Raw genomic sequence first — 14,976 nt, forward strand, 5'->3', positions numbered from 1 at the left:
TCCTTAACGACCGGGCATTTATTCTCAACCCTTCTCTATTTACGGCGAGGTCAGGATGGATGCCCTGAAGGGGTTCAAGACAATCGCAGGCGTGGCCCTTTTGATGGTCGCGCTGCAGTTGTTCAATGTGGTGACCGGATACAGCCTCATGGCGTTCGGCTTGGTCCCAAGAACGCTACATGGGCTGTTCGGCATCCTCGCCTCACCGTTTTTGCACGGCTCGTTTGCCCACCTGAGCGCCAACCTGATTGCCTTTTTGGTATTGGGCACCCTGGTGATTCTCGAAGGGCTCAGTCGGTTCGTAACCGTCAGTATGATCATCATTGTGCTGGGCGGCTCGCTGGTCTGGCTGTTCGGTTTTGCGGGTATCCACGTAGGGGCCAGCGGTTGGGTATTTGGGTTGTGGGCGTACCTGTTGTCTCGCGCCTGGTTCCACAGGAGCTGGAGCAACCTGATAACGGCCAGTGTCGTGGCGCTACTGTACGGCGGCCTGATCCTTGGATTTCTTCCTCGTCAGGGTGTTTCCTTTGAAGGGCATCTCTTTGGTGCATTTGCCGGATTTATTGCAGCCAGGGTACTTCTCTCCAAACCGCGCAGCAGGTTTAATGCCGCCTGAACGCACTTGAGCATCCAGACGTCGAGGCGATGGCGTCATCAGGAATCAAGTACCCAGGGAGCCAGGGACTAAATGTCGATTTTTCTTTTGTTGCGCATGTACGCCTCCTCTCTCTTTCACCGCTTCGGCTGGGCGGGTCTGGTGGTTGCCTTGGGTGTACACCTGAGCACGGCCTATCTGGGCCTGGTGTACCTGGGCGAACAGCACCTCACGGCGCCCGCCACCTTTGTTTACTTCTATCTCACCACCACGCTGACCGTCGGCTACGGCGATCTCGCACCGCAGACCTCGGCGGGGCGCGTGTTCGTGGCCACCTGGGTGATGCTCGGCGGCATTGCGCTGCTGACGGCAGCCATTGGCAAAACCACCAGCAGTGTTATCGATGCATGGAGAAAAGGCATGAAGGGCAAAGGCGATTTCACCGGAAAGGTCGGCCATACCGTGCTGATTGGCTGGGAGGGCGCGTCCAGTGAGCGCGTCATTGAGCTGTTGCTGCAAGACGAAACCTCGAACGACAACCTGATCGTCATTTGCGACTGCACCCTCGAAGAAAACCCGATGCCGGGCAAAGCCGCGTTCATCCGCGGTGAAAGCCTGTCCTCCACCGCGTTATTGCAGCGTGCCGGCGTGCCCGGTGCCGAGCGTGTGCTGGTACGAACCCCGTCTGACGATCTGACCCTGGCCACGGTGCTGGCGGTGAATCAACTCAGTCCTGTCGGGCATGTCGTCGCCCATTTCAATGAAAGTGAAATTGCCGCGCTGGCCAGCTCCTATGCGCCGAGCCTGGAATGCACATCCAGCATGGCCATCGAAATGTTGGTGCGTGCGTCTCAGGACCCAGGCTCCTCGGTGGTCATCAATGAGTTGCTGTGTGTAGGGCAGGGAGCCACCCAATACCTGATGAAGTTGCCCGACGCGTTTGAAGCCACCTTCGGCGATCTGTATAGCCAACTGAAAGAGCAGCACAACGCCACCCTCATCGGCTATCGCGCCAAAGGCGCCCAGCAACCGTCGATCAACCCGCCCAACGCCACACGCGTTGAAGGCGGTGAACTCTTCTACATCGCCTCCACCCGCCTCAAGGAAATCTCCAATGGGATGGTTTAAACAGTTGATGGGGCTTGAGGCCCCGCAAGCGACGACGCAATCGAAAGGCGCCGCCGCCGAACCCCTGCCGACCACCGGGCCGCTAGGCCTGGCACCGGGCAAAGGCGTGATATTCGACACAACCCTGAAGTTGTTGCTCGACGGGAAAACCACGGTGGTTATCCCTGGCTCCCAGGAAATCTGGAGTAACGGCACCGTTGACCTCGGGCAGTCGACCTGGCTGTCGCGCTACTACATGAACGACGAAGATTACTGGCTGCAGGTGCACACCACGGGCGAGATCGCCGGGCAGGTCGAGTCCGTGATCCTGTTCAACTACCGGAGTTACGTCACGCTCAGCAGCGAAGCTGAATTGCGTCGGCTGGCGGGGTCCCAGAGCCTGATCGGGTTGCCGACCTACACCCACAACGGCGTCGAATACGCACGCGTGTGGGGCAGCGAGGATGGCCAGACGGAATTGGTGGCCATGAGCGAGCACGTAATAAACCCCGAGGACTCCTACAGCGTCGAGCACCGCTCGATGCTATACGCCCGTGACACCGGCCTGACCGATCGACGTGAGTTCCTGCTGTTTTCCGTCGAAGAAGACGCCGAAGGCACCGTCAGCCTGAGCACCTCGCTGGGCATTTCGCTGTACACAACCGACTTGAATGCGCTCTAAAAAAGGAAGAAGTCCATGTTAGAAGCTCTCTCCATCTCCCTGAACAAAGCCGCCGTGCTTGGTTTTGTCACCTACCTTCTGGGCGCGGCGGTGCTGTTCGCGCTGTTCCAGTTCATCTACACCCGCATCACGCCGCACAAGGAGTTTGAACTGATCCGGGCGGGCAACGTGTCTGCGGCGGTCGCCCTGGGCGGTGCCATCGTCGGTTTTGCCATTCCGGCCAGCAACGTGATTGCCTACTCGATCAGCATCCTCGACTTCGTCGTCTGGGCAGTGATCGCTGCTGTCGTCCAACTGTTGGCGTTCCTGCTGACCAGCCTGGTGCTCAAGGGCACCTCCGAGCGCATCAAGAGAGGTGAACTCGCAGCGGGTATCTACGTCGCCGCCGTGGCCATCAGCGTCGGCATGTTGAACGCCGCGTGCATGACGCCTACCCAGAACTGATTGCCCACGGAGCTCCCGATGAAACGAAGCAAGTACGTCCAGCTTTCGCTGGCAGCGTCGGTCGCGATGGCGATATCCGGCTGCGGGCCGACCGAAAAAACCTACGATTTGCAGAAGAAGTACAACTTCCAGTCGGTTCAGCAGTGCGCCGATGAAAAACTCCCGGTGGACGTCTGCTCGGACGCCTACATGACGGCCATGGCTGAGCATCGCCGCATTGCGCCGGTGTACGCCAGCCAGGCCGATTGCGATGCCGATTTTGTCGCCGGCTGGTGCCAACTGGACTCCAATGGCCAGTTCATTCCCAAGCTGGGCGGTTTCGAACTGACCGCCGAAGGCCAGGTGACCCAGTCCCAGGTCGATGCCGCCAATGCTCAAGCGGGCGGCTCCCAGGCGAACAGCGGCGGCTCCGGCTTCTCCACCAGCAGCCTGCTGACCGGACTGCTGATCGGCAACATGCTGAGCAACAACCGCAACAGCTACCGCTCCGAGCCGGTGTACCGCTATCGCGATGATCGCGGCGAATACGGCAACTCGACGCTTAATCAGCGTGTGTCCAATGGCGCGACGTTTGGCCGCTCCAACCAGGTCCGCTACGGCAGCAGCAACTACACCAACACGCTGCGCAGTTCCAGCAAGTCCAGCTCCGTTGCGTCGGCCACCTCCCGTGGTGGCTTCGGCAGCAAGGCCAGTGCACGCAGCGGCTGGGGCGGCGGCGGGTCGAGCAGTTAAGGAAGGCGGGCCATGAAGAAGATCCAATGTGCAGAACGTCATGACTGGAAACAGACCGCCGACAGCCTCGGCTTCCTGTTCCACACCATTGACGACGAACCCTACTGGGACGAAAGCGCGTACTACCAGTTCACGCTCAAGCAAATCGAGCACGACCTCGAAGACCCGACCACCGAGATCCACGACATGTGCATGGACCTCGTCGCCCGCGTGGTCCAGAGCGAAGAACTGCTCGAACGCCTGAGCATTCCCGCGCCCTTCTTCGACATGATCAAAACCTCATGGCTCGAAGGCCACCCGCACCTGTACGGGCGCATGGACTTCTCCTACAACGGCACCGGGCCTGCCAAGCTGCTGGAACTCAACTACGACACACCGACCAGCCTCTACGAGGCCGCCGCGTTCCAGTGGGGCTGGCTCGAGCAATGCATCGAACGCGGCCTGCTGCCCAAGCATGCCGACCAGTTCAACAGCATCGACACCAAACTGCACCAGGCTTTCGCCCAACTGCAGGTCAACCAGCCGTTCTACTTCGCCTCGATGAAAGGTTCGACCGAAGACAAAGGCACCACCGACTACCTGCGCCTCGTCGCGGAAAAAGTCGGCATCGAATCACGCCATATCGACATCGAAGACATCGGCCTGACCAGCGAAGGCCGCTTCGTCGACCTGGAGGATCGCTGGATTCCGCACCTGTTCAAGCTGCACGCCTGGGAGTTCATTTTCCACGAACCTTTCGGCGCCGCCATTGCCGAGAGTGACACGCAGTTTTTCGAGCCTGCCTGGAAATCTATCCTCTCCAACAAAGGCATCCTGCCGCTGCTGTGGGAGTTCAACAAAGGCCACCCGAATTTGCTCGCGGCCCACTTGGATACCGAACCGGGTAAAGCCGTGCCAAAAGGTTGGGTGCGCAAGCCGTTCTTCTCGCGGGAAGGGGCAAATATCGAACTGCAAACGGCTGATGGGCTGATCGTGAAAGAGGATGGTCCCTACACGGATGCGCCGTTTATCCTTCAGGAGTTCGCACCGCTGCCGCGGTTTGGGGACAGCTATACGCTGATTGGGTCTTGGGTGATTGGTGATCAGGCGGCAGGGATTGGGGTGCGGGAGGACAATAGTTTGATTACCAAGGATTCGAGTCGGTTTTTGCCGCATTTGATATTGGATTGAGGTTGGAGCTTAAAGGGCCAGCAGGGCTGATCCCTTTCATTTGGAGGACGTTTCCGAGAGAATCCCAACCGCATTGCGTCAGCGGGAATGCGTGACTAGGCTGCGATCCGTCACTGCAAATTCAGTGATCGGGTTTAGTCGCCCGGATTCGATTGGCGCATAGGCAATTCATGAGTCAGGCATCTTCGCCTGCATCTTATGGTGGCTGTGCGCAGGGCACCTTCGGGTGCGCCGGGTTTCCAATCGACCGGTCGACTAACCTGCGTACAGCTGCCACCTTTCGTTTAGTCGCGCTTAGTGGCAGCTCCAAATTATCGATTGGAGGTTTGCTATGGATAACGTTGTTTCGGATTCGCCCTCACCGCCTGAGACTAACCCCTTTATTGTCAATGAAGAGCTGAGCTTTGAAGATGCCTGGGTGCGTGTGGCTGAGTTGCTGCAGTGTGCGGTAGCGACTTCGCAAGTGCTCGGTGAGCCAATGGCCGCGCCGCAGAGGGCGGTGATGCATTTGGTGGAGATGGCGAAGATGGTGGCGGACCGGGCGGTGGAGTGTATGCAGACTAGCTAACGTTTAGGATTTTCGAGCATTAAAAAGCCGGCTTGTGGCCGGCTTCTCGGGGACTGCCTCAGCTTGTTTTTGACAAACCTCAGCAGCCTTCAAATCGCTCAGCCCACATTGCGTCGGGCTGAATAGTAGGGGCATCCGCGGGAACTCCTCCGCTTCGCCGAGCAAGGTGGATAGCCGTAAAGCCACCCCCTGCCAAATGTGCGGCGCATGATACCCACATTCACGTCAATTGCCCACCTCCGGTTCCGATTTAGAGCCTTCCCAGCCCAAAAGATGCTCATCCAGCGGCACCGGCGGGCGGCGGTTGTTGAGGGTGGACCACCAGAATACCCAGCCGACGATTTTGAAGTTCTGCTCGAACCGTTCTTCATGGTTCAGGTATTCATCCGGGTGTTCGCCGGCGTTGTGGCTGCGCATGCGCAGGCCGCCGCCGGGGCGGTTGTAGAGGTATTTGATGCGCCGCATGCCGTCGTGTTCGACGGCGTAGATTTCGCCGTCGATGATCTGGGTGCGGCCTTTGTCGATGGCGAGGGTGGAGCCTTGTTGGATGATGTCGATCATGCTGTTGTCGACCATGTAGGCGCCTACCGCGCGGTCGGGGTTTACGTTGAGGGTTTCGAGGGTGTACAGGGCGACACGGATGCGTTGGGTTGAGGTGAAGGTGGGGTGGAGGGGAATCTCCACGTCGATTTTTTCCGGTGGGCAGGCGGGGCCTGTGAGGTATTTGCCGCTTCCTTCGCGGGTGGTGGGCAGTCCTTTGCGTGTTTCCGGGCCTTCGAGCAGGAAGTTGGCCGGAGGGTGTTTGGGGCCTTCACCGTTGCGCAGCCAACGGCTGGAGACGCAGAGCAGTTCTGCGATCTCGTTGAGTCGGCCCATGGGTACGCCGCGCTTGAACCAGTTGTTCACGTGTTGAGGCGTGACACCGCGGTTCTTGGCGAAGTCTGAAGCGGAAAGATGAACTTCCCGCAATAGCGCTTTTAAACGATCACCTGATGTATTCATAAACGCAGAGTTTACTGGCCGAAAAAACTAATCAAATAAACCATGCGTTGAATTGCACGTGTAGGTTTTTACTTAGTTGTAGTCGGATCTTTCGGTAGGAGCGCTTAGTTGAACGCTGCGTACTAACTGTTGAACTTGTTGTTTAATTTTTCCCACAAAAAAAGCCCCGAATGATCGGAGCTTTTTTGATTGCCGGGGCAATGATGAGTCAGTGTCAGCCTTTGTAGGCAGCGACCGACTTCATGATCTCGGCGCGGGCGGCGTCTGCGTTGCCCCAACCGTCGATCTTCACCCATTTGCCTTTTTCGAGGTCTTTGTAGTTCTCGAAGAAGTGCTTGATCTGTTCCAGCAGCAGTGGCGGCAGGTCAGTGTATTCCTTCACGTCCACGTACAGCTGGGACAGCTTGTCGTGGGGTACCGCGATAACTTTGGCATCGCCGCCGCCGTCGTCGGTCATGTTCAGGATGCCGACTGGGCGAGCGCGGATAACCGAACCTGGGGTAACCGGGTAAGGGGTCACAACCAGCACGTCGAGGGGGTCACCGTCGTCAGCCAGGGTGTTCGGGATAAAACCGTAGTTGGCCGGGTAGAACATCGGGGTGGCCATGAAACGGTCAACGAACAGGCAGTCGCTGTCTTTGTCGATTTCGTATTTGATCGGCGCGTGGTTGGCCGGAATTTCGATGGCGACGTAGATGTCGTTCGGCAGGTCTTTGCCAGCCGGAATCTTGCTGTAGCTCATTGGGCGTTGCCCCCGTAGTTGGCCATATGACATGGCCGGATTGGCCTAAAAGTGGCGGCGATTATAGGCATATTCTGACGGCGATGCCATGCGCCAGACGTCGTACGGTCATTCGTCTTGCGGCTGATAACGCGGGTCGTGGGCTTGCAGGAGGGTCAGGCGGGCCAAGGGATCCTGGCGGTAAAAGCGGCTGAGTTGGGCGTATACCTGTGGATAGGTGCTGACCAGTAAATCCGGGGCGCTGAAAAAATATTCACTGGTGACGGCAAAGAATTCCGCCGGATTTTCCGCGGCGTAGGGGTCGATCTCGGTCTCGGCATCCGGGTTGGCGTCCAGTTGGCGATTCAGGTCGTCGTAAGCGCCCTGCATCACGCTGGCCCACTCCTGCACGCGCATGTCGCTGTGCAGGGGCGGCAGGCCATTGGCGTCGCCGTTGAGCATGTCGAGTTTGTGCGCCAGTTCGTGGATTACCAGGTTGTAGCCTTCCCACTGGCCGCTGGCGAGCACGCCGGGCCAGGCGAGGATCACCGGGCCTTGTTGCCAGGCTTCGCCGCTGTGTTCGCCGTCCCACTCGTGTTCGATGCCGCTGCTGTCACGATGGCGCTGGGGGCTGAGGAAATCGTCGGGGTACAGCACGATTTCGTGGAAGCCCTGGTACCAGTCGAGGTCGCCGAGGTTCATCAGCGGCAATTGCGCCTGGGCGGCCAGCAGCAGGCGTTGTTCCTGGTGCAGTTCGACGCCGGGCAGGGCGGTCAGGTGTTTTTGGGCGAGGAACACCACGCAGGCTTCGCGCAGCCACTGGTCCTGCTCGGCGCTGATGCCGTCGAGGAAGGTCAGGTGGTGGCGCACCCGCTGCCAGGTGTCATCGGCAATCGGGTGCTTGGCCAGCAGGCGCCGGCGACGCCAGGCGCTGAGGGACCACATCGCAGGTCAGTGCGGCTTGGCTTCGGAGGAGGTGCGGCCAAAACGGCTGCGGAACACCCCGATGATCATCGGCACCAGGGACAGCAGGATGATGAACACCACCAGCAGCGACAGGTTTTTCTTGATAAATGGCACGTTGCCGAAGAAGTAGCCCAGGGTCACCAGGCCGCCGACCCAGAGGATGGTGCCCAGTACGCTGAAACCGAAAAAGCGCGGGTAGGGCATTCTCGCGATGCCGGCGACGAACGGCGCAAAGGTGCGCAGGATCGGCAGGAAGCGCGCCAGGGTTACGGTTTTGCCGCCGTGCCTGTCGTAGAAGTCGTGGGTCTTTTGCAGGTAATCGCGGCGGAAGATTTTCGAGTTCGGGTTGCTGAACAAGCGTTCTCCGGTAGTTCGCCCGATCACGTAGTTGGTGCTGTCGCCGAGGATCGCCGCCAGCATCAACAGGCCGCCCAGCAAGACCGGGTCCATGCCGCCACCTGCAGCGATGGCGCCGGCGATAAACAACAGGGAATCACCCGGCAGGAACGGCATGACCACCAGGCCGGTTTCGCAAAAGATCACCAGAAACAGAATGGCGTAGATCCACGGACCGTAATTGGTTACCAGCAGGTCGAGGTAGACGTCGAGATGCAGGATAAGGTCGAGCGGGTTGAAATCCATGGATGGCACCTGTGTGAATAGCCCGGCTCAGCAGGCTTGTGCGGAAGCTCGGGTTAATAAGGCTACAAGTGTATGCCGCATTTCTTACAACCCTGAAGGGTCCGCATTATACGGATTGAGAGGTGAAAAGCCTGTTGGTTTTGTAGCGGGGGATGTCGCAAAGCCAAATGTGGCAGGGGGCTTGCCCACGATGAGGGCGTGTCAGTTATAAATAGTCTGACTGGTACGCCGCTATCGGGGGCAAGCCCCCTCCCACAATGGGTTTGCAGTGTTTGGGGGCTCAGTCTTCGCTGATCGGCAAGGTGTAGTTCTTGAACTCCGTGTCCTCGCGAAACCCGATCGACTCGTAGGTCTTCTGTGCCACTTCATTGTCACTGCTGGTCGACACCCGCAGCCGCACCGCATGCGTCTCCTTGGCCATCTTCTTCGCCGTGCGCATCAGGTTGTCCGCCACCAGTTGGCGGCGTGCGTCCTCGGCCACATAGATGTCGTTGAGTATCCACACCCGCTTGAGCGACAGCGACGAAAAGCTTGGATACAGCTGGCAGAACCCAAGCAATTTCTTGTCATCATCATCGGCCAGCGCCAGGTAGATCACCGATTCCTTGCGGCGCAGGCGCTTTTCCAGGAAGGCCCGCGACGAATCCGGAAAGGGCAGCGCCCCGTAAAACTCGCGGTATTTGACGAACAGCGGGGTCAACAGGTCCAAGTGTTCCAGGGTCGCTTGAGTAATCCGCATGCCAGGCCTCAACTTCCAAATGGGGTATGACCACGCGCGCGGCCGTGACTTGATGCTGCCTAAAGACGCCAAAAAGCGCAATCGTGCCGGGATCAGTCTTCGGGTGGGCTGAGCAGGAAATTGCCTTTCATCAGGTCCGTGTCGTCGGATTCGATTGTTTGCACCTGCGCCTCATCCTTGAGGTTGACCCCCGACAGCTGCCGGCGACAGGCCTCTCGCATCAAGTACAGCAGGCGATGGGCCGCCATGCCATAACTCAAGCCTTCCAAGCGCACATTGGAGATGCAATTGCGATACGCATCCGTGAGGCCGACCTTGGGGTTGTAAGTGAAGTACAGCCCCAAACTGTCCGGCGAACTGAGCCCTGGCCGTTCGCCGATCAGGATGACGACCATCTTGGCGCCGAGCAATTGGCCAATCTCATCCGCCACGGCAACGCGGCCCTGTTCCACCAGAATGACGGGCGACAAGGACCACCCTTCGGCGTGGGTCTGTTCCTCCATGCGTGTCAGAAACGGCAGCGTGTGTTTATGCACCGCCAACGCCGAAAGACCATCCGCCACCACCACCGCCAGGTCCACGCCGCCAGGGTTGGCCGCCGCATGGTCGCGCAGGGCCTGGGCTGACTCATCGCTTAAACGTCGCCCCAGGTCCGGGCGTTGCAGGTAGCTGTGCCGGTCACTGGCGGCACTGTGCAGTAACAGGCTGTCGCGTCCGCGTTCGGCCAGTTGGCTGCTGATGCCTGCATGATCGAAGGGCAGGTGCACCGCGTCCCGCGCCTGGGCGTGGGCGAACTGAAAATCCAGCTGGGCGTTGGTGGGAATGCTGGTGCCAGTACGGCCCAGGGCGATGCGCGCCGGGGTCAGGCGGCGCAGTTCCAGCCACGGGTTGTCAGGCAATTCTGATTGCACGGTCGGCTCCTTCATCCCAATTGCGCCAAGGCTTGGCGAAACGCCGGTGGCAGGCTATTGCCGAAGCGTACCTTGCCGTCGGCCTGCGTGAAGATGCCCATTTTCGCCAGCCATTGTTCAAACTCCGGCGCCGGTTTTAAACCCAGTGTCTGGCGGGCGTACAGCGCATCGTGGAACGAGGTGGTCTGGTAGTTGAGCATGATGTCGTCGGAGCCGGGGATGCCCATGATGAAGTTGATCCCGGCCACGCCGAGCAGGGTCAGCAGGGTGTCCATGTCGTCCTGGTCGGCTTCGGCGTGGTTGGTGTAGCAGATGTCGCAACCCATCGGCACGCCCAGCAATTTGCCGCAGAAGTGATCTTCGAGGCCGGCGCGGATGATCTGCTTGCCGTTGTACAGGTACTCGGGGCCGATAAACCCGACCACGGTGTTGACCAGAAATGGTTTGAAATGCCGTGCCACGGCATAGGCCCGGGTTTCGCAGGTTTGCTGGTCGACGCCAAAGTGCGCGTTGGCCGACAAGGCGCTGCCCTGGCCGGTTTCGAAATACATCAGGTTCTGGCCCAAGGTGCCACGGTTCAGGCTCAAGCCCGCGTCGTAGCCTTCCTGCAGCACGTTCAGGTTGATGCCGAAACTGGCATTGGCCGCCTCTGTCCCCGCAATGGACTGAAATACCAAATCCAACGGCACGCCCCGGTTGATCGCTTCAATAGAGGTGGTGACGTGGGTCAGCACACAGGCCTGGGTGGGGATTTCGTAGCGCTGGATGATCGCGTCGAGCATCTCCAGCATGGCGCAGATCGAGGCGATGCTGTCGGTGGCCGGGTTGATGCCGATCATGGCGTCGCCGTTGCCATACAGCAGGCCGTCGAGAATGCTGGCGGCGATGCCGGCCGGTTCATCCGTCGGGTGGTTGGGTTGCAGGCGGGTCGACAGGCGCCCGCGCAGGCCCATGGTGCCGCGAAACTGGGTGACTACGCGGATCTTTTGCGCCACCAGTACCAAGTCCTGCACGCGCATGATCTTGGATACGGCCGCGGCCATTTCCGGTGTCAGCCCCGGCGCCAATGCGCGTAGGGAATGTTCGTCGGCCGCATCACTGAGCAGCCAATCGCGCAGCCCGCCGACGGTCAGGTGGCTGACCGCTGCAAACGCCGGTTTATCGTGGGTGTCGATGATCAGCCGGGTGACTTCATCGCTTTCATAGGGGATCAGCGCTTCTTCCAGGAAGTGCTTGAGCGGGATGTTCGCCAGCGCCATTTGCGCCGCGACGCGCTCGCCGTCGTTCTGCGCGGCGACGCCAGCGAGGAAGTCCCCGGAGCGTGCCGGGCTGGCCTTGGCCATCACGTCCTTGAGGCTGTCGAAGCGGTAGGTCTGTGCACCGACCGCGTGGGAAAAGCTTGCCATACAGTGTCTCCTTGACGACGCGAGCAGTTGCTCGCGTCGAGGTTTACGGCAGTTAGTGCAAGGCGGCCTCTGCGGCCTGGATCGCCGCGAATTCCTCTTCGGGCGTGCCTGCTACCAAGTGATGCCGGCTGTAGAAAGCAAAGTAAGCAATTAATACTCCATAGATGATCGCGGCGCCAATCACCACCCGCGGATCCACCAAAAAGCCCGCCACTACGGCCACGCAAGCCAATACCAGCGCGACACCGGAGGTAAAGATGCCTCCCGGTGTGCGGTAAGGACGTTCCATTTTGGGGCGACGAATGCGCAGGGTGATGTGCGCGGCCATCATCAGCACGTAGGAAATCGTCGCGCCAAACACGGCCACCAGGATCAGCAGATCACCTTGGCCGGTCAGCGACAGGCCAAAGCCGATGATGCCGGGGATCACCAAGGCCAGTACCGGCGCCTTGCTTTTGTTGGTCTGGGACAGTTTGCGCGGCAGGTAACCGGCGCGGGACAAGGCGAAGATCTGCCGTGAATAGGCATAGATAATCGAGAAAAAGCTCGCGATCAGGCCCGCCAGGCCCACCAGGTTGACGAAGCTGCCCATCCAGGTCGAACCACCGTAGGACAACGCCAGCGCTTCAACCAGCGGGTTACCGGATTTGATCAGCGCATAAGTGCCCGCGCCGCCCGGTGCAATCACCAGGATCAATAGGGCAAAACTGGTCAGCACCACAATGGCGCCAATCAGGCCGCGAGGCAGGTCGCGCTTGGGGTTCTTGGTTTCTTCGGCGGCCAGTGGCACACCTTCAACCGCCAGGAAAAACCAGATCGCATAGGGGATCGCGGCCCACACACCGACGTAGCCGAAGGGCAGGAAGGTGCTGGCGCCCTTGGCCTCGGACACGGGAATGTCCAGCAGGTTGGCGACGTTGAAGTGCGGCACCATGGCCACCAGGAACACGCCCAGGGCAATCGCGGCGACGGCGGTGATCACGAACATCAGCTTTAAAGCCTCGCCAACCCCGAAAATATGGATGCCGATAAAGATGATGTAGAACGCCAGGTAGATCATCCAGCCGCCAATGCCGAACAGTGACTCGCAATAGGCGCCGATAAACACGGCGATGGCGGCGGGAGCAATGGCGTATTCGATCAGGATCGCGGTGCCTGTCAGGAACCCGCCCCAGGGGCCAAATGCACTGCGGGCGAAGCCGTAGCCACCGCCAGCGGTAGGAATCATGGAAGACAGTTCGGCCAGGGAAAAACACATGCACAGGTACATGGTGGCCATCAGCAATGTAGCGAGGAACATCCCGCCCCAACCCCCTTGGGCCAGGCCGAAGTTCCAGCCGGCGTAGTCGCCGGAGATCACGTAGGCAACGCCAAGGCCAACTAACAGCACCCAGCCGGCGGCGCCTTTTTTCAGTTCGCGTTGTTGGAAGTAATCGGTGCCGACTTTTTCGAAGTCGACGGAAGAGCCAGTGGGTTCGTTAGGCATGGGAAAGTACCTTTCATTGTTATTGTTTTTAACTCGGCTTATTTATGCCGAATGCACATCGCAAGTACTTATGAAGATCTAAAACTCTGGGAGGGGGTAAAGTCCCCTCCCACAGTTGATCGCATTTCAAAGGTGGGAGGGGCGGTAGTTAGAAGAAGCCCAACGGATTAATGTCGTAGCTCACCAGCAAGTTTTTGGTCTGCTGGTAATGATCCAACATCATCTTGTGGGTTTCGCGACCCACGCCGGACTTCTTGTAACCGCCAAACGCGGCATGCGCCGGGTACAGGTGGTAGCAGTTGGTCCACACGCGGCCCGCCTTGATCGCCCGGCCCATGCGGTAGGCGCGGTTGATGTCGCGGGTCCACACGCCGGCGCCGAGGCCGAACTCGGTGTCGTTGGCAATCGCCAGGGCTTCAGCTTCGTCCTTGAAGGTGGTGATGCTCACCACTGGGCCGAAGATTTCTTCCTGGAACACGCGCATGTCGTTGGTGCCCTTGAGCAGGGTCGGCTGGATGTAATAGCCGCCCGCCATGTCGCCGGTGAGTTGCTCGACCTTGCCGCCGGTCAGCAGTTGCGCGCCTTCACCCTTGGCGATTTCCAGGTAGGACAGGATCTTGTCGAACTGCTGTTCGGACGCCTGGGCGCCGACCATGGTGTCGGTGTCCAACGGGTCGCCGCGTTTGATCTGCTCGATTTTCTTCATCACCACCTTCATGAAGTCGTCGTAGATCGATTCTTCCACCAGCGCACGGGATGGGCAGGTGCACACCTCGCCTTGGTTGAAGAATGCCAGCACCAGGCCTTCGGCGGCTTTCTCGATGAACGACGGTTCGGCTTTCATGATGTCGGCGAAGAAGATGTTCGGCGACTTGCCGCCCAACTCGACGGTGGACGGAATAATGTTCTCGGCCGCCGCATGCATGATGTGCGAACCCACCGGGGTCGAGCCGGTAAAGGCGATCTTGGCGATACGCTTGCTGGTGGCCAGGGCCTCGCCGGCTTCTTTGCCGAAACCTTGCACCACGTTAAGCACGCCCGGCGGCAGCAGGTCGCCGATTACTTCCATCAGTACGGTGATGCCCAGCGGCGTTTGCTCGGCGGGCTTGAGCACCACGCAGTTACCGGCGGCCAGGGCCGGCGCGAGTTTCCACGCAGCCATCAGGATCGGGAAGTTCCACGGAATGATCTGGCCGACTACGCCCAGAGGCTCATGGAAGTGGTAGGACGCGGTGTGTTCGTTGATCTCGGCGCTGGTGCCTTCCTGGGCGCGAATACAGCCGGCGAAGTAGCGGAAGTGGTCGGCGGCCAGTGGAATGTCGGCGTTGAGGGTTTCACGCACGGCCTTGCCGTTGTCCCAGGTTTCGGTGATGGCCAGCAGTTCGAGGTTCTGTTCGATGCGGTCGGCGATTTTCAGCAGCACCAGCGAGCGGTCCTGAGCCGAGGTCTTGCCCCAGGCGTCAGCGGCGGCGTGGGCGGCGTCGAGTGCCTTGTCGATGTCTTTGGCAGTAGAGCGCGGGAACTCGGCGATAGGCTTGCCGTTGACCGGCGAGGTGTTGGTGAAATAGTTGCCGTCGACCGGCGCAACGAATTCGCCACCAATGTAGTTGCCGTACTTGGCCTTGAACGAAACGATCGCGCCTTCAGTACCGGGGTGTGCGTAACGCATGGTGGGTATCTCCTGGCTTTTATGTTTATTGGAGTGCAGCGCTCAAGCGCTTGATAAAGCGTAGAGCAAAGGTTGGGCCACTGCTTTGAGGGCCAGGTAAATCAAGGGGTTGGGGTTTGTTGCAAGGCGTTGCTGT

At 59.5% G+C, this 14,976-nt stretch carries 16 protein-coding genes; 7 read left to right on the forward strand and 9 right to left on the reverse strand.

What is annotated here, in order from left to right:
* Nucleotides 1–55 precede the first annotated feature (55 nt).
* The 7 genes from AOA60_RS12295 (at nucleotide 56) to AOA60_RS12325 (ending at nucleotide 5,298) form a co-directional block, all read left to right on the forward strand.
* The gene (locus tag AOA60_RS12295; protein WP_099584644.1) at nucleotides 56–616 is read left to right on the forward strand and encodes a rhomboid family intramembrane serine protease; all 561 of its coding nucleotides are present in this window, start codon (nucleotides 56–58) and stop codon (nucleotides 614–616) included.
* 72 nt (nucleotides 617–688) lie between these two features.
* Complete coding sequence (locus tag AOA60_RS12300; RefSeq protein WP_099584645.1) at nucleotides 689–1,723, forward strand: ion channel; 1,035 nt, start codon at nucleotides 689–691, stop codon at nucleotides 1,721–1,723.
* The gene (locus AOA60_RS12305) at nucleotides 1,710–2,384 is read left to right on the forward strand and encodes a DUF2491 family protein (RefSeq protein ID WP_099584646.1); all 675 of its coding nucleotides are present in this window, start codon (nucleotides 1,710–1,712) and stop codon (nucleotides 2,382–2,384) included. The genes AOA60_RS12300 and AOA60_RS12305 overlap by 14 nt, the downstream gene beginning before the upstream one ends.
* Before the next feature lie 15 nt (nucleotides 2,385–2,399).
* Entirely contained in the window at nucleotides 2,400–2,828 is a 429-nt protein-coding gene (locus AOA60_RS12310; protein ID WP_099584647.1) for a DUF350 domain-containing protein, read from the forward strand.
* A gap of 18 nt (nucleotides 2,829–2,846) precedes the next feature.
* A complete protein-coding gene (locus AOA60_RS12315) occupies nucleotides 2,847–3,560 on the forward strand; it encodes a DUF1190 domain-containing protein (protein WP_099584648.1) in 714 nt (237 codons plus the stop codon).
* Nucleotides 3,561–3,572: 12 nt separating this feature from the next.
* Nucleotides 3,573–4,730: a glutathionylspermidine synthase family protein gene (locus tag AOA60_RS12320; protein WP_099584649.1), complete on the forward strand. Its 1,158-nt coding sequence runs from the start codon at nucleotides 3,573–3,575 to the stop codon at nucleotides 4,728–4,730.
* A 331-nt stretch (nucleotides 4,731–5,061) separates the two neighbouring features.
* Entirely contained in the window at nucleotides 5,062–5,298 is a 237-nt protein-coding gene (locus tag AOA60_RS12325) for a hypothetical protein (RefSeq protein WP_099584650.1), read from the forward strand.
* A gap of 225 nt (nucleotides 5,299–5,523) precedes the next feature.
* Here AOA60_RS12325 and AOA60_RS12335 read toward each other — a convergent pair whose 3' ends face one another.
* The 9 genes from AOA60_RS12335 to AOA60_RS12375 all read right to left on the reverse strand — a co-directional run bounded on the left by AOA60_RS12335 (nucleotide 5,524) and on the right by AOA60_RS12375 (nucleotide 14,840).
* Nucleotides 5,524–6,300, reverse strand: a complete 777-nt coding sequence (locus AOA60_RS12335) for a S24 family peptidase (protein ID WP_099584651.1) — start codon at nucleotides 6,298–6,300, stop codon at nucleotides 5,524–5,526.
* A gap of 214 nt (nucleotides 6,301–6,514) precedes the next feature.
* The gene (gene ppa / locus AOA60_RS12340; RefSeq protein WP_003176323.1) at nucleotides 6,515–7,042 is read right to left on the reverse strand and encodes an inorganic diphosphatase; all 528 of its coding nucleotides are present in this window, start codon (nucleotides 7,040–7,042) and stop codon (nucleotides 6,515–6,517) included.
* Nucleotides 7,043–7,150: 108 nt separating this feature from the next.
* Nucleotides 7,151–7,966 carry a zinc-dependent peptidase gene (locus AOA60_RS12345; RefSeq protein WP_099584652.1) on the reverse strand — a complete coding sequence of 272 codons (816 nt, stop codon included), beginning with the start codon at nucleotides 7,964–7,966 and terminating at the stop codon, nucleotides 7,151–7,153.
* Between the two features lie 6 nt (nucleotides 7,967–7,972).
* Nucleotides 7,973–8,629 carry a DedA family protein gene (locus tag AOA60_RS12350; RefSeq protein WP_099584653.1) on the reverse strand — a complete coding sequence of 219 codons (657 nt, stop codon included), beginning with the start codon at nucleotides 8,627–8,629 and terminating at the stop codon, nucleotides 7,973–7,975.
* 280 nt (nucleotides 8,630–8,909) lie between these two features.
* The gene (locus tag AOA60_RS12355) at nucleotides 8,910–9,368 is read right to left on the reverse strand and encodes an N-acetyltransferase (protein ID WP_017528964.1); all 459 of its coding nucleotides are present in this window, start codon (nucleotides 9,366–9,368) and stop codon (nucleotides 8,910–8,912) included.
* A gap of 92 nt (nucleotides 9,369–9,460) precedes the next feature.
* On the reverse strand, nucleotides 9,461–10,294 hold the full coding sequence (gene eutC, locus AOA60_RS12360) for an ethanolamine ammonia-lyase subunit EutC (RefSeq protein ID WP_099584654.1): 834 nt from the start codon (nucleotides 10,292–10,294) through the stop codon (nucleotides 9,461–9,463).
* Nucleotides 10,291–11,685, reverse strand: coding sequence for an ethanolamine ammonia-lyase subunit EutB (locus AOA60_RS12365; protein WP_099584655.1), 1,395 nt, complete (start codon nucleotides 11,683–11,685; stop codon nucleotides 10,291–10,293). Before AOA60_RS12365 ends, eutC begins: the two co-directional genes overlap by 4 nt.
* A 52-nt stretch (nucleotides 11,686–11,737) precedes the next feature.
* On the reverse strand, nucleotides 11,738–13,171 hold the full coding sequence (gene eat / locus AOA60_RS12370; protein WP_099584656.1) for an ethanolamine permease: 1,434 nt from the start codon (nucleotides 13,169–13,171) through the stop codon (nucleotides 11,738–11,740).
* A gap of 148 nt (nucleotides 13,172–13,319) precedes the next feature.
* On the reverse strand, nucleotides 13,320–14,840 hold the full coding sequence (locus tag AOA60_RS12375) for an aldehyde dehydrogenase family protein (protein ID WP_099584657.1): 1,521 nt from the start codon (nucleotides 14,838–14,840) through the stop codon (nucleotides 13,320–13,322).
* Nucleotides 14,841–14,976: the final 136 nt, after the last annotated feature.

This window comes from Pseudomonas sp. 2822-17, assembly GCF_002742485.1.
In the GTDB taxonomy this organism is placed as follows: Bacteria; Pseudomonadota; Gammaproteobacteria; order Pseudomonadales; family Pseudomonadaceae; genus Aquipseudomonas; species Aquipseudomonas cyclaminis.